This is a genomic window from Roseateles sp., assembly GCF_039929605.1.
Taxonomy (GTDB): Bacteria; Pseudomonadota; Gammaproteobacteria; order Burkholderiales; family Burkholderiaceae_C; genus Pelomonas.
This window is the reverse complement of record NZ_JBDSQX010000026.1, coordinates 1-17,385: the sequence shown is the minus strand read 5'-3', so window position 1 is coordinate 17,385 and position 17,385 is coordinate 1. Positions and strand designations below refer to the sequence as shown.

The following is a 17,385-nucleotide window of genomic DNA, read 5'->3' as shown; positions in this document are numbered from 1 at the left end:
TCGACGTTCAGGATCTTGCCGCGCAGCGGCAGGATGGCCTGGAACTTGCGGTCGCGGCCCTGCTTGGCGGAGCCACCGGCGGAGTCGCCCTCGACGATGTAGATCTCGCACAGCGCCGGGTCTTTTTCCTGGCAGTCGGCCAGCTTGCCGGGCAGGCCCAGGCCGTCGAGCACGCCCTTGCGGCGCGTCATCTCGCGAGCCTTGCGCGCGGCTTCGCGGGCGCGGGCGGCGTCGAGGATCTTGCCGCAGATGATCTTGGCGTCGAGCGGGTTCTCGAGCAGGTAGTCGGTCAGCAGGCGGCCGACGATGTCTTCCACCGGGCCGCGTACTTCCGAAGAGACCAGCTTGTCTTTCGTCTGCGAGCTGAACTTGGGCTCGGGCACCTTGACGGACACGACGCAGGCCAGGCCTTCGCGCATGTCGTCACCGGCCACTTCGACCTTGGCCTTCTTGGCCAGATCGTTGTCGTCGATGTACTTGTTGATGACGCGGGTCATCGCGGCGCGCAGGCCGGTGAGGTGGGTGCCGCCGTCACGCTGCGGGATGTTGTTGGTGAAGCAGAGGACGTTCTCGTTGAAGCCGTCGTTCCACTGCATCGCCACTTCGACGCCGATGTTGGTCTGCTGGTCGCTCATCTTGTCGCCCTGGGCGTGGAAGATGTTCGGGTGCAGCGTCGTCTTGCCCTTGTTGATGAACTCGACGAAGCCCTTCACGCCGCCCGCGTATTCGAAGTTGTCTTCCTTGTTGTTGCGTTCGTCGACGAGGCGGATCTTGACGCCGTTGTTCAGGAACGAGAGCTCGCGCAGGCGCTTGGCGAGGATGTCGTAATGGAAGTCGGCGTTCTGCTGAAAGATCTCGGTGTCGGGCAGGAAATGGACTTCCGTGCCGCGCTTGTCGGTCTCGCCGATGACCTTCATCGGGCTGGTCTCGAAGCCGTTGATGACTTCGATTTGACGGTCCTGCGGGATGCCGCGGTTGAACTCGATGAAGTGGACCTTGCCGTTCTGGCGCACCGTCAGGCGCAGGAACTTGCTGAGGCCGTTCACGCAGCTCACGCCCACGCCGTGCAGGCCGCCCGAGACCTTGTACGAGTTCTGGTTGAACTTGCCGCCGGCATGCAGCTCGGTCAGTGCAATCTCGGCGGCAGAGCGCTTGGGCTCGTGCTTGTCGTCCATCTTGACGCCGGTGGGGATGCCGCGGCCGTTGTCGATGACGGTGATGGAGTTGTCGGTGTGGATGGTGACGACGATGTCGTCGCAATGGCCGGCCAGGGCCTCGTCGATGGAGTTGTCGACGACTTCGAAGACGAGGTGATGCAGGCCGGTGCCATCGGACGTGTCACCGATGTACATGCCGGGGCGCTTGCGCACGGCTTCCAGGCCTTCGAGGATCTGGATGGAATCCGCGTCGTAGACCGCGCCCGACTGCTTCTCGGCGGCGGCCGCGGCCTGCTGCCTCTCGTTCAGACCGTCGGGATGGTTTTCGCTGTTCGGAACATCACTCATGGGGCACTCTCAAGGCCGCGACGCGGCCGGTACAACTCTCAAACTAGAACCCCCCGCTTGGCGGGGGGCCGGGGGGTGCCAACGCAGGGGCACCGCCAATGAGGATCGTCAGATCCTCATTGGCATGACGACGTACTTGAAGCCGGTGTTGTCGGGGATGGACAGCAGCGCGCTCGACGCGCTGTCGTTCAGGTCGACGCAGACCATGTCCTGGCTCATGTTGGCCAGCGCATCCATCAGGTAGGTGACGTTGAAGCCGGTCTCGATCTTGTCGCCGGCGTAGTCGATCTCGATCTCTTCCTTGGCCTCTTCCTGCTCGGCATTGCTGGACGCGATGGACAGCAGGCCCGGCTCGAAGGTCAGGCGCACGGCCTTGAACTTCTCGCTGGTCAGGATGGCCGCGCGCTGCAGGCTGCTCAGCAGCGTCGTGCGGCCGAGCGTCAAGCGGAACTTGTGGTTCTTGGGGATGACGCGGTTGTAGTCGGGGAACTTGCCCTCGACGAGCTTGGTCACGAACTCCATGCCGCTGAAGGAGAACTTGGCCTGGTTGCCAGCGAAGCGCATCTCGATGACACCTTCTTCGTCCTGGCCCTTGCCGTCCTTCAGCAGGCGCTGCAGTTCCAGCACGGTCTTGCGCGGCAGGATGACTTCCTGCTTGGGGATGTCGGTGTCCAGCTCGGCCTGGGCCAGCGCCAGGCGGTGGCCGTCGGTCGCCACCAGCGTCAGGTTCTTGCCTTCGGCAACGAACAGGATGCCGTTCAGGTAGTAGCGGATGTCGTGCACCGCCATCGCGAAGTGCACCTGGTTGATCAGACCCTTCAGCGCTTTCTGCGGCACGCTGAAGGCGGGGCCGAAATCGGCGGCTTCCTGCACCAGCGGGAAGTCGTCGGCCGGCAGCGTCTGCAGCGTGAAGCGGCTCTTGCCGCCCTGCAGCGTCATCTTGTTGGCGTTGCTCGTCAGGCTGACGACCTGGTCGCTCGGCATGGAGCGCAGGATGTCGATGAGCTTGCGGGCGCCGACCGTGGTGGACAGGTTGCCGGCATCCCCATCGAACTGAACGGTGGTGCGAACCTGGATCTCGAGGTCGCTGGTCGTGAGCTCCACCTGGTTGCCGGTCTTGCGGATCAACACATTGGCCAGGATGGGCAGCGTGTGACGCCGCTCGACGATGCCGGCCACTGCTTGCAGCGCGCCGAGCACCTGATCCTGGGGAGCTTTCAAAACGATCATGGAGGCCTCTTTGGAGGAGATCTTGGGGGGATTCAGCTGGGCGCAGACCCAAAAACGCGCGCGCGTGAAGCTGCAATTGTCGCCCGGAAAGAGTGCGCGGCTGGCCGGCAGGGGCTTGGTTGGAGCTACGGGTCAACCCGAGGGCGGCCCGTTGCGGTTCACCCTTTCAGCGTCTGCTCCAGCACGTGCAGCTGCTGGTTCAGCTCGGTGTTCTTCTGGCGCTCACCGCCGATCTTGCGCACCGCGTGCAGCACCGTCGTGTGGTCCCGCCCGCCGAAGAGCTCACCGATCTCGGGCAGGCTCTTCTGCGTCATTTCCTTGGCCAGGTACATCGCAATCTGGCGCGGCCGGGCGATGCTGGCCGGGCGCTTCTTGGAGTACATGTCGGCGATCTTGATCTTGTAGAAGTCGGCCACCGTCTTCTGGATGTTCTCCACACCGATCTGGCGGTTCTGGATGGAGAGCAGGTCCTTCAGCGCCTCGCGGGCCAGCGTGATGCTGATCTCCTTGTGCGAGAACTTGGCGTAGGCCAATACCTTGCGCAGCGCGCCTTCCAGCTCGCGCACGTTGGCGCGCACGTTCTTGGCGATGAAGAAGGCGACGTCCTCGGGCATGGGCGCGCCCTCGGCCACGGCCTTCTTGATCAGGATGGCGACGCGCATCTCCAGCTCGGGCGGCTCGATGGCCACCGTCAAGCCGGCGTCGAAGCGACTGGTGAGGCGCTCGTCAATGTCCACCAGCCCCTTGGGGTAGGTGTCCGACGTCATGATGATGTGCGCCTTCTTGGCCAGCAGCGCCTCGAAGGCGTTGAAGAACTCCTCCTGCGTGCGGTCCTTGCCGGCGAAAAACTGCACATCGTCGATCAGCAGCAGGTCGAGCGAGTGGTACTTGGCCTTCAGCTCGTCGAAGGTCTTGCGCTGGTAGTTCTTGACGACGTCGGAGATGAACTGCTCGGCGTGCAGATACAGCACGCGGGCGTCCGGCCGGTCCTTCAAGAGCGCGTTGCCGACGGCGTGGATCAGGTGGGTCTTGCCCAGGCCGACGCCGCCGTAGATGAACAGCGGGTTGTAGGTGATGCCCGGCGCCCCGGCCACGTGCAGCGCGGCGGTGCGAGCCATCTGGTTGGCGCGGCCGGGCACGAGGGTGTCGAACGTGAGCTGCGGGTTGATGCGGTGCTTGGCCGAGGCCGGCGCCTGCGACGGCAGCATGATGGTGCTGGCGGGCGGCGCGCTGATGGGCCGCAGCGCCGCGCTGGGCGCCGGCGGCTGGGCCGAAAACTGCTGCGACGCCGAGGCGGTACCCGCCATGGAACTGGGCATGGTGTCAGGCGCGCTGGACGCATCGCGCGCCACCAGGGCCAGCTCCAGCCGCGTCGGGCGGCCGGCCAACTCGGTCAGGATGGCCTCGATGCGGGCCGCATATTGGCGGCGGATCCAGTCGCGCTTGAAATGGTTGGGCACCTTCAGCGTCGCCACGAGGGCGCTGTTGGCACCGCTGTCAGCGCCTTCGCCGGCCAGCGTGGCGGGCGGCAGCGGGCGGATCCAGGTATTGAACTGCTGCTCGGGCAGCTCGGTGGCCAGACGCTCGCAGCCACGCCGCCAGAGGTCCGACGCCCATTCTGCGGAATTCATGCCCTCAGCGCTGGTCGTCAAACCTGTCATCGCGCCCGTGTTCAAAGCCTGCACCCCATCCACCCTGTGTTCTTCTTCGCTCATTGTGGAAAACTTCTTTTCGAGCGCCCGGATTGTAAGGACCCGAGGCCCCTGAAAGACGGGTTATCCACAGAATTTGGAAGGGGGTCAATCCCTGGCAAACCCGGCTTGAGACTGGCGACTTATTGACCGGGGTCGCCGCATCTGCTGTAATGCCGGGTTTTCGCGCATCAGTGGCTCTTTCGCTGCGCGCTTTCTGCAGTCAATCCGCCGGGCGCCAACCGCTGTGCCCGGCTGTACAAACCCTCCAAAGAGGTTTCCCCATGAAGCGTACCTACCAAGCCTCCAAGACCCGCCGCGCCCGCACCCACGGCTTTCTCGTGCGCATGAAGACCCGCGGTGGCCGCGCCGTCATCGCCGCGCGTCGCGCCAAGGGCCGCAAGCGCCTGGCCGTCTAAGGCCTTGTCGCACAAGGCGGCGCTCCCCGCGCCGCCCATCCCGGGCCCACGATGATCGGTCGCATCCAACGCCCGGTGGATTTCGAGCGGGTGCTCGCCCGCCAGAGCCGCTCGCGCAGCACGCACTTCGCGTTGCACCATCTCTCGGCCAGCCCGGCGCCCAGCACCTGGGTCGCGGCCCAGTTACGCACAGCCCCGGCCGAGTTATCAACAGGCGACGCACAGCCTGCCCACAGTTCTGTGGAACAAACCCTGCCCAATCCTCCGGATGGCTGCTGGCTCGGCATGGTCGTGCCCAAACGGCACGCGAAGCGCTCGGTGACCCGTGCGCTCTTGAAGCGCCAGATTCGCGCCGCATTTGCTGAAGCGATCGGCATGCCGCCGGGTTTGTGGGTTGTCCGTTTGCGCTTGCCTTTTGACCGCCAGAAGTTTCCGAGCGCCGCGTCCGATGCGCTGCGCCAGGCCGCACGCGCCGAACTCGCGCAGTTGCTGGATCGCGCGCTGAAACCCAAGGCTGCCGCATGACAGCACCCAGCTGGCCCGCCCGCGCGCTGATGGCCGTCGTGCGCGGCTACCGGCTGATGCTCAGCCCCTGGCTGGGCAATGCCTGCCGCTTCGAGCCGACCTGTTCACGCTATTCCTTGCAAGCCCTGGAAAAGCACGGCGCGCTGGCCGGCAGTTATCTGACCGTTCATCGCATCCTGCGCTGCCAGCCGCTGTGCAAAGGCGGGCACGACCCCGTGCCTGACAATCCGCCGCGGCTGTTTTCCCGCCTGATCTCCCCCTCCATGGCGCGCTGTGCGCCATCGTCTTCCTCGTCCGAGTCTTCCAATGACTGATATTCGCCGCACCGTGCTGTGGGTGGTGTTCACCATGTCCCTCGTCCTGCTCTGGGACGGCTGGCAAAAGCACAACGGGCATCCCTCGATGTTCAGCCCCCAGGCGCCCAAGGCCGTTGCAACGGCGCCTGTCGGCCCTGCGTCCAGCGGCGTGCCGGCGGGCTCGACCGTCTCGGCCAGCAATGCCCAGGCCCCGGCCGTCGTAGCCGCCACGACGGCACCGTCCGAGAAAATCACCATCCACACCGACGTGCTGACGGTCACCGTCGACACGCTGGGCGGCGACATCGTCCGCGCCGAGCTGCCCAAGTACCTCACCTCGCCGGACCCGAAGGTCACCGACCAACTGCTGCAGATGGTTCATCTGCAGAAAAAGCCCGCGTTCACACCCGAGCCGGTCGTGCTGTTCAACGCTGTGCAGCACTACCGTGCCCAGACCGGCCTGGTGGGCGGCGCAGGCCCGCTGCCGACACACAACACGCCGATGACGGCGGTCGAAGGCCCGCGCGAGCTGGAGGCTGGCCAGAACGAGGTCAAGCTGCGGCTGGAATCGGCCGAGGTAGGCGGCATCAAGCTCGTCAAGACCTTCACCTTCAAGCGCGGCGTCTACACGGTGGGCGTCACGCACGAGGTGGTCAACGTCGGCACGGCGCCGGTCACGCCCCAGGTCTATCTGCAGCTGGTGCGCGATGGCAGCACGGTCACCGGCGGCGCGGCCTTCACGCCCAGCTTCACCGGTCCGGCCATCTACAACGACACGACCAAGTTCAAGACCATCAAGTTCGACGACATCGACAAGAACAACGTCGACATCGAGAAGCAGGCCAACGACGGCTGGGTCTCGATGGTCCAGCACTATTTCGCCAGCGCCTGGCTCGTCAACGAACCCGGCAACCGCGAGTTCTTCGTGCGCAAGCTGCCCGGCCAGCCCGGCGTGAGCGGTGACACCTATGCCACCGGCATGGTGTTCACGCTGCCCACCTTGGCGCCCGGCGCCAGCACCACGCAGCAGGCGACGCTCTTCGCCGGCCCCCAGGAAGAGAACAACCTCTCGGCGCTGGCCCCGGGCCTGGAGCGCGTCAAGGACTACGGCAAGCTGCACATCCTGGCCGAGCCGCTGTTCTGGCTGCTCGACAAGCTGCACGGTTTCATCGGCAACTGGGGCTGGACCATCGTCGCGCTGGTGCTGCTGCTGAAGGTCGCGCTGTACAGCCTGAACGCCAGCGCCTACAAGTCGATGGCACGCATGAAAGCTGTCGCACCGCGCATCACCGCCATGAAGGAGCGCCTGAAGGACAAGCCGCAGGAAATGCAGACCGAGATGATGAAGATCTACCGCGAGGAAAAGATCAACCCCATCGGCGGCTGCCTGCCCATCTTCCTGCAGATGCCCATCTTCATGGCGCTGTACTGGGTGCTGTTGTCTACCGTCGAGATGCGCCACGCGCCGTGGATGCTGTGGGTCACCGACCTGTCGGTGCGCGACCCCTACTTCATCCTGCCGCTGCTGATGATGGCGTCCAGCCTGTTCCAGGTCTGGCTCAACCCGCCGGCATCCGACCCCATGCAGCAGAAGATGATGTGGATCATGCCGGTCGCCTTCGGCGTCATGTTCTTCGTCTTCCCCGCCGGCTTGGTGCTGTACTGGCTGACGAACAACATCCTGTCCATCGCCCAACAGTGGCTCATCAACAGGCGGTTGGGCGTGAACTGATTCACACCCCTGAATGAGCCCCCGCAGCCGGGGGCTTTTTTCTGCCCGCAGTTCGCAGTTCAATAGCTTCGCGGGGCAGAGAACAACGGCCCGCAAGGAACTCACGAGAGCCACCTCATCGAGCCTCCCCCGCGCCAACACCTGAAACAGCCGCCCAACCGGGCGGCTGTTTCTTTTTGGCGCGTCGACAATTGCGCCCATGCTTGCCCGCCACGCCGACCCCATAGCCGCCATTGCCACCGCCCCGGGTCGCGGCGCCGTCGGCATCGTGCGCGTGTCGTCGCCGCAAGACCTGGCACCGCTCATCGAAGCCGTCTGCAGTCGCGTGTTGAAGCCGCGCGAGGCGACTTACTTGCCCTTCCGCGACGCGGCGGGCGCGGCCATCGACCAAGGTTTGGCGCTGCACTTCCCGGCGCCGCATTCCTACACCGGCGAGCATGTGCTGGAACTCCAGGCCCACGGTGGCGCCGTCGTCATGCAGCTGCTGCTGGCCCGTGTCATCGAGGCCGGTGCCGGCCTGAGGCTGGCCGAACCCGGCGAGTTCACGCAGCGCGCCTTCCTGAACGGCAAGCTCGACCTGGCGCAAGCCGAGGCCGTGGCCGACCTCATCGACGCCAGCACCGAGGCCGCCGCACGCAGCGCGAGCCGGGCGCTCGGCGGCGCGCTGTCGCAGGAGGTGGACGTGCTGCGCGACCAGCTCATCCAGCTGCGCATGCTGGTGGAGGCGACGCTGGACTTTCCCGAGGAAGAGATCGACTTCCTGGAGAAGGCCGATGCCTTCGGGCGGCTGGACCGCCTGACCGCGCAACTGAGCGCAGTGCAGGCCCGCACGCGCCAGGGTGCGCTGCTGCGCGACGGGCTCAAGGTCGTGCTCGCCGGCCAGCCCAACGTGGGCAAGAGTTCGCTGCTGAACGCACTGGCCGGCGCCGAGCTGGCCATCGTCACACCCATCCCGGGCACGACGCGCGACAAGGTCAGCCAGACCATCCAGATCGAAGGCGTGCCGCTGCACATCACCGACACGGCCGGCCTGCGAGACGCGACGGTCGACGAGGTCGAGCGCATCGGCGTGTCGCGATCGTGGGATGCCATTCATGACGCCGATGTCGTGCTCTTCCTGCACGACCTGGGCCGCGTCGGCCAGCCCGACTACGAGGCCGAGGACGAGCGCATCCGCGCGCGGCTGGCGAGTGTCGATTCAAGCCGCATCGTGCAGGTTTTCAACAAGGCGGACCTCGCTGCAGCCCCGGCCGGCGAGATCGCACTGAGCTTGAAGACGGGCGACGGGCTGGAGGCGCTGCGCCAGCGGCTGCTGACGACCGCCGGCTGGCAGGCCGTGCCCGAAGGCCTCTTCATCGCCCGCGAGCGCCACGTGCAGGCACTTGCCCGCACCGCCGAACACCTGGCGCTGGCCCGCGAGGTGGCCGCTCAGCGCGACGCGGCGCTGGACTTGCTGGCCGAGGAGCTGCGCCTGGCGCACGACGCGCTCGGCGAGATCACCGGCGCGTTCTCGGCGGACGAGCTGCTGGGGGTCATCTTCAGCAGCTTCTGCATTGGCAAGTGAGCCTCAGCGCGCCGCGCCGACAAACGTCATCTTTCCCTTGCCACCCCCACTGACCTGCGTACCGGGCACCAGCTTGGCGCGCGCCTCTGCGCTGCCGCGCAGGACGGCGTCGAAGAAGGTCAGCTCCCAGCTGTACGCCTCGCGCTCTGCAGCGGGCGACAGCAGATGACCTTCGCCGGGCAGTTCGACGGCCCAGGCGGGGCCACCGAGGCGGCGGACGCCGGCACGCACCGCGTCGGGTGAGACGCTCTTGTCCTCGTCGGCATAAACGGCGAAGAACGGTGCCTTGACGGCGGCCAGGCCTTCGAAGTCGCGGCCCAGGTGCCAGGCGTCGACTGCAAAGGGCCCGACGCCGAAGCTGGTGCCCATGAAAGGCACGAGGCCGAACCCGGCCTTGATGCGTGGGTCGCGCGGGTTGTGAGCGGGGTACTTGGGGTCGACGCCGCCCAGCAGCGCCAGCACCGTCAGGCCACCGGCGCTGGCGCCCGAGGCGCCAATGCGGTCACGGTCGATGGCGGGACCGAGCACCGGGTCGCGCAGCACGAAGTCCAGCGCGGCGCGCACGCCGGCCTGGCGCAGCGCGACGGACTCGGGGTAGCCCGGCGCGCGGCCGTCGCCGTGGAAGAGGTTGACGACGATGTAGCCGTGCGAGGCCAGCAGCTTGAGGTGGCCGAGATGCCACAGGCCGTGGGTGTTGTAGCCACCCGAGTAGACGATGAGTGGGTACTTGGCGGCGGGGTCGGCCAGCAGCGGCTCGTCGGACGGACCTTGCATATGCGGGACCACGGCATCGCCGGTGTCCTTGTAGGGGAAGGCGTAGTCGGGCCGCGGGTTGCTGGCGGGCGTGGGGTACAGGATGTGCAACACCACCGGCTGGGGCTTGTCGGCGATGGCGCCGGCACCCGGCGCAGCGGCGGGCACGGTGACCTGCAGCTGTGGCACGGCCTGCGGGTGGGTGAGGATGGCCGGCAGGTAGGCGTCGTCCTTGCTGCCGTTGAGGTAATCGATCAGCGGCTTGTCGGTGGGCGGCGTGACCTGCAGGTTGGTCGAGCCGACGGCATGCGGGCCGGGCGCGGCGGCCGCGATGTCGGCAGCATGGACATGCGCGGTGAAGGCGAGACAGAAGCCGAACAGCAGAGGCAGTAGACGCATGGCGAGGCGGGTCAGCGGGGGTGCGGCAATGTCGCTGAATTGCCCGCGCATGACAACGGTGTCGGCCGCCCGTTCAGCGCGTCGGTCTTGGTGATCGGGTTGTAGCGAAGTCCCTTTTCGTCACGCAGCGCCAGGCCAGCGGCTGCGGCCATCGTCTTCCGCTCCGCAGGCCTGGCGATCGCTGCCGCCAAGACCTTGAAGGCTGGCTGAGGTCGGCAATCAGCGCCCGTGCCCGCCCCCCCCCCGATGGCCACCACGCTCGCCTCACGTCACGGACTAAGGGGCTGCGAGAGAACGCTTGTTCAGTCGTCGTTGAACAGCGACTCAGCCAGAAACAACCCCGGCTCCAACGCCATCGCGAACAAGCTGCCCGACAGCGGCATGGCCATCTGCTGGGCCGTGCTGAGGCCGACGCGCGCCGTGCTCACGAGGATCTGGTCGCCCGCCGGCCCGCCGAGAGCGGGGCAGGTGACGTCGCGCACGGGCGACGCATAGCGGCCCAGCAGCCGGCCGTCCGGCGCGTAGCGAGCCACGGCCGCGTTGCCCCATTCGGCGTTCCAGAGGTTGCCCTTGGCGTCGATGGTGGAGCCGTCGGGCCAGCAGTCGTCGAGTTCCTTCTTGACGAACAGGCGCGGCTCGCTGACGCGGGCGCTGGCCGAGTCGTAGTCGCACACCATGATGCGGCGGCTGGGCGTGTCGCAGTAGTACATGCGCTGGCCGTTGGGGCTGAAGCAGATGCTGTTGGCGATGGCCACGCCGTCCAGCGCCAGGCGGCGCAGGCCGTGGGCCAGCGTGTACTGGTAGAAGCCGCCAATCGGTTGCCGAGGCTGGCCCGGCTCGGCCTCGTCCAGCGTGCCGAAGACGAAGGCGCCACTGCGGTCGCAGCGGCCGTCGTTGGCCCGGGTGGTGGGCAGGTGGGCTTCGAGCGGCGTGATCTCGACGGGCACGCCGGCGGTGCTGCCGGTGGCCTGCAGGTCGGGCAGCGTCAGGCGCGCGAGGCGCTTGGCCATGGCCAGGATGAGGGTACCGGAGCGGCCGTGCACAAAGCAGCCCACGCGCTCGGGCAGGCGCACCTGCAGCGTGGTGGGGGCACCGGGCGTCCAGGCGTAGATGCTGCTCGCCTGGATGTCGGTCCACCACCAGCGGCCGGTGGGCGCGTGCCACTGCAGGCCTTCGCCGAGGGTGTTGGCCTGGGCGAGGGCCAGGACGAAGGGATGTTCAGCTGGCATCGGCATCGGGTTTGGCGTCAGGTCGAACTTCCAGGGCCGCGCGGGCCTGCTTGCGCGCAATGGCACCGGCGTGACGGCGGCGCTCGTCGGGGGTGAAGGGGCGCAGCGGCGCCACGGCCACCGGCTTGTTGTCGTCGCCCACGGCCACCATCGTGAAGTAGCAGCTGTTGACGTGCCGCGTTTCCTGCGTGCGGATGTTCTCGGCCACGACCTTGATGCCGACTTCCATCGACGAAGTGCCGGTCATGTTTATGCTGGCCAGAAAGGTCACCAGCTCGCCGACGTGGATGGCCTGACGGAACATGACCCGGTCCACCGACAGCGTGACGACGTAGCGGCCCGCGTAACGGCTGGCGCAGGCGTAGGCCACCTGGTCGAGCAGCTTGAGGATGTTGCCGCCGTGGACGTTGCCGGAGAAGTTGGCGGTGTCCGGTGTCATCAGCACCGTCATCGTCAGTTGGTGGGCGGGCAGGTCCATGAGGCGGCTTCTCTAAACGAAGCGGTGGATTGTCGTGCTGCGGAAGACCTCGCCAGGCCTCAGCACGGTGCTCGGCCAGTCCTCGCTGGCTTCGTGATGCGGCGAATCCGGGTTGTGCTGTGTTTCCAGGCACAGGCCGTCGCCCTGGCGGTAGATGCGGCCTTCCGGTCCGGCCAGGCTGCCGTCCAGGAAGTTGCCGGAATAGAACTGCATCGCCGGCTCGCTGGTGAGGACGTGCATGCAGCGGCCGGAGTGCGGGTCCTCCAGCGTGGCGGCGCGGCGCAGGCCGTCGGCATCGGGGTCGCCGTCGAGCAGCCAGTTGTGGTCGTAGCCCTTGGCGCGCAGCAGCTGCGGGTGGGCCTGGCGGATGCGGGCGACTATTGGGCTGGCCTCGCGGAAGTCGAAGGGCGTGCCCTCCACCGCCGCGTGCTGCTGCGGAATCAGATGCTCGTCGACCTCGCTGTAGCGCGAGGCCGGGATGGTGAGGCGGTGGCGCAGCACCGAGCCATGGCCGGCGAGGTTGAAGTAGTCGTGGTGAGTCAGGTTGACGACGGTGGCGCGGTCGGTCGTGGCTTCGTAGTCGACGCGCCAGCTGTTGTCGGTGGCGCTCAACGAATAGCGCACGTAGACCTTCAACTCGCCGGGGAAGCCTTGTTCGCCGTGCGGGCTGGTGTAGCTGAACAGCAGTGCCTCAGCCTCGCCGGCACGGGGCTCGACGGCCGTGGCCGCCCACAGGCGATGGCCGAATCCCTCCGTGCCGCCGTGCAGGCAGTTGGGGCCATCGTTGCGGCCGAGGCTGTGCATTTCGCCGTCCAGCTCGAAGCTGGCACCGGCAATGCGGTTGCCGTAGCGGCCGACGATGATGCCGAAGGCCGGGTTGCGGTGGACGTAGTCGTCCAGGTTGTCGAAGCCCAGCACGACGTTGCCGCTCTGGCCCTGCGCATCGGGCACCCACAGGCCGGTGACGATGCCGCCCAGGGTGATGGCGGTCAGCTCCAAGCCCAGGCCGTTGCCCAGCGTGTATTCATGGACGAGGCGGCCATCGGGCAAGCGCCCGTATTCACGGCTTTCCATGCTCATTGATGCACCCTTCGGCCTGCGGCCTGTCCCGCCAGGCGGGAGCGAGCTTGCTTGGGGCGGCCCGGCGCGGCGCTCATACCCAACCACCGTCGACGATGAAGTCCTGCGCCGTGCACATGGCCGAATCGTCGGCGGCCAGGAACAGCGCCATGTTGGCGATGTGCTGCGGCATCAGCGGCTCGTTGATGCACTGGCCCTTGGCGATCTCGGCCTTGGTCTCTTCCGTCACCCAGAGCTTCAACTGCTTCTCGGTCATGACCCAGCCGGGCACCAGCGTGTTGACGCGGATCTTGTGCGGCCCGAAGTCGCGCGCCAGGCAGCGTGTCAGGCCTTGCGTCGCGGCCTTGCTTGCGGTGTACGCCGGCATGCCGCCCTGCTTGAGCATCCAGCTGATGGAGCCAAAGTTGACGATGCTGCCGCCACCGGCCGCCTTCATGTCGGGCAGCACGGCTTGCGCGGTGAAAAACTGGTGCTTGATGTTGACGCCGACGCTGGCGTCCCAGAACTCGGGCGTGGTCTCTTCGACAGAGTGGCGCTTGTCGTTGGCGGCGTTGTTCAACAGCACCGTGAACGGGCCGCTGCGTTCGCGCAACGAGGTGATGGCGGCACGCAGCGACTCGACGTTGGACAGGTCCGCCGCCGCGAACTGCGGCGCGTGGCGCGAGGTGCCAGCCAGGCGGGCGGCGAGCGCCTGGCCCTCAGCGGCAGCCAGGTCGATGAAGGCCACCTTGGCGCCTTGCTCGGCAAACGCCTCGACCAAGGTTTCACCGATGCCGGTGGCCCCGCCGGTGATCAGGACGCCCCGGTCCTGCAGGCTGGAATAGCGGGCGTAGGCACTCATCGATCTGTCTCCGGTCGGATGCTGGCCGGCTTCTCTGGCCGGACGGTGCTGCGATTATTAGTCATACTTTTTTGTTTGCAAAGTCGTCGAATTCCGGGTTAACCCCGATGATCACAGTTAAATAGTCATACTTTAATGAACGCCATGCCGGCGATGACAGCTGGCCGTGCGCCGCGCGCCGGTGCTTGAATCAACTTCCCACAGAGACAAGGGACCGCATCATGAGCGCCTCCACCGCCCGCCTTTCGCGACCTTATCGCGGCGTCTTCCCCGTCGTGCCGACCATCTTCCATGCCGACGGCACGCTGGATGTTCCCGGCCAGTTGCGCTGCATCGACTTCATGATCGACGCCGGCTCCACGGGCCTGTGCATCCTGGCGAACTTCTCCGAGCAGTTCGTACTGTCGGACGCCGAGCGCGAGACGCTGACCCGCGCCATCCTGGAGCACGTCGCCGGCCGCGTGCCCGTCATCGTCACGACGACGCATTACTCGACGCAGATCTGCATTGAGCGCAGCAAGCTCGCACAGGACCTCGGCGCGGCCATGGTCATGGTCATGCCGCCGTACCACGGCGCCACCTTCCGCGTGTCGGAAAGCCAGATCGAGAGCTTCTACCAGCGCCTGTCGGATGCCATCGGCATTCCGATCATGATCCAGGACGCCCCGGTGGCCGGCACGCCGCTGTCGGTGCCTTTCCTGGCGCGCATGGCCGCCAACATCACGAACGTGAAGTACTTCAAGCTGGAGATGCCGCAGGCCGCCAGCAAGATGCGCGAGCTGATCCGCGTCGGCGGCGCGGCCATCGAAGGCCCGTGGGACGGCGAGGAAGCCATCACGCTGCTGGCCGACCTGGACGCCGGCGCCACCGGCGCGATGACCGGCGGCGGCTTCCCCGACGGCATCCGGCTGATCTTCGACGCCTTCCACCGGGGCGACCGCGAGGAAGCCGTGGTGCAGTACGGCCGCTGGCTGCCGCTGATCAACTACGAGAACCGTCAGGGGGGCATCCTGACCGCCAAGGCGCTGATGAAGGCCGGCGGCGTGATCGCCAGCGACGCGCCGCGCCACCCCTTCCCCGAGATGAGCCCCGAGACCCGCGCCGGCCTGCTGGACGCGGCCAAACGACTCGACCCCCTGGTCCTGCGCTGGAGTAAGTAATGCGCGCGCTGGTCGCAGCGCTGCTAGCGCTGTGTCTTGCCGCTCCCGCATGCGCCGTGGAACCTGCGGGCGACACCGGCGCGCATGACCCAACGTTGTTGATCCAGGGCGACCACTGGCTCGTCTTCACGACCGGCCGAGGCCTGCAGCGGCTCGAATCGACCGACGCCGGCAAGACCTGGCGCCGCCTCGCGCCGGCGTTCACGGAAATTCCCGCCTGGTGGGCCGATGCCGTGCCCGAGCACAAGGGCCTGGACGTCTGGGCGCCCAAGCTGTTTGAGCACCGCGGCCGCACCTGGGCGCTGTACTCGATCTCCACCTTCGGCAAGAACCGCTCGGCCATCGGCCTGGCCAGCAGCGACAAGCCCGACGGCGAGTGGCACGACGAAGGTCTGGTCGTGCAGAGCACGGCCGCCGACAACTTCAACGCCATCGACCCCGACCTGTTTGTCGACAACGACGGCAAGCTGTGGCTGAGCTATGGCTCGTTCTGGGGCGGCATCCGCCTGACCGAGCTGAGCGCGGCCACGCTGCGGCCCATCGGCGAGACGCGCTTCATTGCGCGCCGCAAGGGCGGCATCGAGGCGCCGACGATTGCGCGGCACGGCGACTGGGTCTATCTGTTCGCGTCCTACGACCCGTGCTGCAAGGGCGTGGCGAGTACCTACAACGTTCGCGTCGGCCGCGCCCGCAGCGTGACGGGGCCTTACCTGGACCGCGACGGCAAGGACATGCTGGATGCGGGCGCCACGCCGCTGCTCATCAGCGGCGCGCGCTGGAAGGGCCCGGGCCACCAGGACGTCGTCGGCGACTGGCTGGTCCATCACGCCTACGACAGCGAGCGCGGCGGCAAGCCGCATCTGCGCTTCAAGCGCCTGAGCTGGACCGACGACGGCTGGCCCGTGGTAGCACAAGAAGAATGAACCGGAGACAGGCAACGTGGCTGGTTTGAAGTTGGAGAACGTCTGCAAGCGCTACGGCGCGATGCAGGTCATCGAGAACCTGTCGCTGGACGTCGCCGAAGGCGAGTTCGTCGTCTTTCTGGGCCCCTCGGGCTGTGGCAAGACGAGCTTGCTGCGCATGGTGGCCGGGTTGGAAGAGGTGTCCGGTGGCCGCATCCTCATCGGCGACCGCGACGTGACGGTCATGCCGCCCGGCCAGCGCAACCTGGCCATGGTGTTCCAGCACTACGCGCTCTACCCGCACATGAGCGTGCGCGAGAACCTGGCGTTCGGGTTGAAGAACATCGGCATTCCGGCCGACGAGATCGCCAGGCGCATCACCGAATCCGCCCGCATGCTGGAGCTGGACACGCTGCTGGACCGCAAGCCGGGGCAGCTGTCGGGTGGGCAGCGGCAGCGGGTGGCGATTGGCCGTGCTGTCGTCAAGGAGCCGGGGATCTTCCTGTTCGACGAGCCGTTGTCGAATCTGGATGCGGCCTTGCGTGGCCGCACACGGCTGGAGCTGGCGCAGCTGCACCAGCGCCTGGGCGCGACGATGGTGTTTGTCACGCATGACCAGATCGAGGCGATGACGCTGGCGACGCGCATCGTCGTCATGAAGGGCGGCGCGATCGAGCAGGTGGCGACGCCGGCGGAGTTGTATAGACGACCTGCCACGCGGTTTGTGGCGAGCTTCATCGGCACGCCGGGGATGGGGTTTGTGCCGGTTGAGCGGGCGGCGGATGCGGGTGGGTTTGCGGTCGTGACGGTGCCGGGTGGCGCGTCGGTGACGACGCGGGTCTCTGTCGACGGCCTGGCTTCGCAAGGCTTGGTGCTGGGCGTGCGGCCGGAGAACCTGCGGGTGGCGGAGTTTGGGCCGCTGCGGGGGCGGGTGGAGCTGGTCGAGTTTTTGGGTGAGCGCACGTTGGCGCATCTGAAGCTTGAGGGCGGCACGCCGTTGATCGTCACGGTGCCAGCAGGGATTTCGCCTCGGCTCGGCTCGCATGTTGCGGTGAACGTGGATGTCGCAGAGGCGCATCTGTTTGACGAGGCTGGTCTCGCGCATCACGCGCAGGAGGCTTTGTCGTGACAGTTCGTTGCTGGCGAGGCCCATGCCGGGAGTTCGCCCCGGCGGGCGACCTTCTTTTTGAGCGACCAAAAAGAAGGCAAAAAGTCGCCCCTGTTCCGTCGCCCGTCTGCGACGGGTGCCCTGCGATGCTCAAAGCCCGGGGCCGCGCCGAACTCGCGCCGCTACGCTCTGCTCAAACAGGCGGCGCGAAGTCAGATGTTGATGCTCGCTGCGCTCGCGCCCCGGGCTCCTGCGCTTCTCGGCTCCTCCAAAGGGGACCCTTTGAACAGCCGCAACAGCCAAACCCGAAATCCATCCGGTGGATGTATTTCTGCATGCCCCCTTTGAGCCCCGCCGAGGAGCGGAAGACCCGAAGCCCGTTCGCGCAGCGAACCTCAAGAACTGACTCGCGACGCCTGTTTGAGCAGAGCGTAGCGGCGCGAGTTCGGCGCGGGGCTTCGGGGCTGAGCACC

The 17,385-nt window shown here is 66.9% G+C and carries 17 protein-coding genes; 8 read left to right on the top strand and 9 right to left on the bottom strand.

The genetic code is table 11. The features are described from left to right. From ABIS05_RS04135 to dnaA, 3 genes are all read right to left on the bottom strand, one after another. A partial coding sequence (locus tag ABIS05_RS04135; protein ID WP_348010179.1) for a DNA gyrase subunit B occupies positions 1-1,505 on the bottom strand: 1,505 nt, incomplete at its 3' end. A 108-nt stretch (positions 1,506-1,613) separates the two neighbouring features. Further along, complete coding sequence (gene dnaN / locus ABIS05_RS04130; RefSeq protein ID WP_348010178.1) at positions 1,614-2,735, bottom strand: DNA polymerase III subunit beta; 1,122 nt, start codon at positions 2,733-2,735, stop codon at positions 1,614-1,616. Between the two features lie 158 nt (positions 2,736-2,893). Beyond that, entirely contained in the window at positions 2,894-4,366 is a 1,473-nt protein-coding gene (dnaA, locus tag ABIS05_RS04125; RefSeq protein ID WP_348010177.1) for a chromosomal replication initiator protein DnaA, read from the bottom strand. Positions 4,367-4,710: 344 nt separating this feature from the next. On the opposite strand from dnaA, the gene rpmH reads away from it, so the two are divergent. From rpmH to mnmE, 5 genes are all read left to right on the top strand, one after another. Then, positions 4,711-4,845: a 50S ribosomal protein L34 gene (rpmH, locus tag ABIS05_RS04120; RefSeq protein ID WP_054021782.1), complete on the top strand. Its 135-nt coding sequence runs from the start codon at positions 4,711-4,713 to the stop codon at positions 4,843-4,845. A gap of 51 nt (positions 4,846-4,896) precedes the next feature. Continuing rightward, positions 4,897-5,370, top strand: coding sequence for a ribonuclease P protein component (locus tag ABIS05_RS04115; protein WP_348010176.1), 474 nt, complete (start codon positions 4,897-4,899; stop codon positions 5,368-5,370). Beyond that, positions 5,367-5,684 carry a membrane protein insertion efficiency factor YidD gene (gene yidD, locus ABIS05_RS04110; RefSeq protein WP_348010175.1) on the top strand — a complete coding sequence of 106 codons (318 nt, stop codon included), beginning with the start codon at positions 5,367-5,369 and terminating at the stop codon, positions 5,682-5,684. The genes ABIS05_RS04115 and yidD overlap by 4 nt, the downstream gene beginning before the upstream one ends. Beyond that, positions 5,677-7,398, top strand: coding sequence for a membrane protein insertase YidC (yidC, locus tag ABIS05_RS04105; RefSeq protein WP_348010174.1), 1,722 nt, complete (start codon positions 5,677-5,679; stop codon positions 7,396-7,398). The genes yidD and yidC overlap by 8 nt, the downstream gene beginning before the upstream one ends. Before the next feature lie 199 nt (positions 7,399-7,597). Continuing rightward, complete coding sequence (gene mnmE / locus ABIS05_RS04100) at positions 7,598-8,962, top strand: tRNA uridine-5-carboxymethylaminomethyl(34) synthesis GTPase MnmE (RefSeq protein WP_348010173.1); 1,365 nt, start codon at positions 7,598-7,600, stop codon at positions 8,960-8,962. 3 nt (positions 8,963-8,965) lie between these two features. Here mnmE and ABIS05_RS04095 read toward each other — a convergent pair whose 3' ends face one another. The 6 genes from ABIS05_RS04095 to ABIS05_RS04070 all read right to left on the bottom strand — a co-directional run bounded on the left by ABIS05_RS04095 (position 8,966) and on the right by ABIS05_RS04070 (position 13,742). Then, positions 8,966-10,114 (bottom strand): hypothetical protein, encoded by a 1,149-nt coding sequence (locus tag ABIS05_RS04095; protein ID WP_348010172.1) that lies wholly within the window; start codon positions 10,112-10,114, stop codon positions 8,966-8,968. An 11-nt stretch (positions 10,115-10,125) separates the two neighbouring features. Beyond that, a complete protein-coding gene (locus tag ABIS05_RS04090; RefSeq protein WP_348063215.1) occupies positions 10,126-10,266 on the bottom strand; it encodes a hypothetical protein in 141 nt (46 codons plus the stop codon). Between the two features lie 150 nt (positions 10,267-10,416). Beyond that, positions 10,417-11,349, bottom strand: coding sequence for an SMP-30/gluconolactonase/LRE family protein (locus ABIS05_RS04085; RefSeq protein WP_348063214.1), 933 nt, complete (start codon positions 11,347-11,349; stop codon positions 10,417-10,419). Further along, positions 11,333-11,821 carry an acyl-CoA thioesterase gene (locus ABIS05_RS04080; RefSeq protein ID WP_348010170.1) on the bottom strand — a complete coding sequence of 163 codons (489 nt, stop codon included), beginning with the start codon at positions 11,819-11,821 and terminating at the stop codon, positions 11,333-11,335. The genes ABIS05_RS04085 and ABIS05_RS04080 overlap by 17 nt, the downstream gene beginning before the upstream one ends. A 12-nt stretch (positions 11,822-11,833) precedes the next feature. Further along, positions 11,834-12,901, bottom strand: a complete 1,068-nt coding sequence (locus tag ABIS05_RS04075) for an aldose epimerase family protein (protein WP_348010169.1) — start codon at positions 12,899-12,901, stop codon at positions 11,834-11,836. 73 nt (positions 12,902-12,974) lie between these two features. Beyond that, entirely contained in the window at positions 12,975-13,742 is a 768-nt protein-coding gene (locus ABIS05_RS04070; RefSeq protein WP_348010168.1) for an SDR family oxidoreductase, read from the bottom strand. Between the two features lie 221 nt (positions 13,743-13,963). On the opposite strand from ABIS05_RS04070, the gene ABIS05_RS04065 reads away from it, so the two are divergent. Genes ABIS05_RS04065 through ABIS05_RS04055 form a run of 3 tightly spaced genes read left to right on the top strand, consistent with a single transcriptional unit; the run spans position 13,964 to position 16,933 of the window. Continuing rightward, positions 13,964-14,902 carry a dihydrodipicolinate synthase family protein gene (locus ABIS05_RS04065; protein ID WP_348010167.1) on the top strand — a complete coding sequence of 313 codons (939 nt, stop codon included), beginning with the start codon at positions 13,964-13,966 and terminating at the stop codon, positions 14,900-14,902. Further along, on the top strand, positions 14,902-15,825 hold the full coding sequence (locus ABIS05_RS04060) for an arabinan endo-1,5-alpha-L-arabinosidase (protein ID WP_348010166.1): 924 nt from the start codon (positions 14,902-14,904) through the stop codon (positions 15,823-15,825). Before ABIS05_RS04065 ends, ABIS05_RS04060 begins: the two co-directional genes overlap by 1 nt. 16 nt (positions 15,826-15,841) lie before the next feature. Then, positions 15,842-16,933 carry a sn-glycerol-3-phosphate ABC transporter ATP-binding protein UgpC gene (locus ABIS05_RS04055; RefSeq protein ID WP_348010165.1) on the top strand — a complete coding sequence of 364 codons (1,092 nt, stop codon included), beginning with the start codon at positions 15,842-15,844 and terminating at the stop codon, positions 16,931-16,933. The last annotated feature ends 452 nt before the right edge of the window (positions 16,934-17,385 follow it).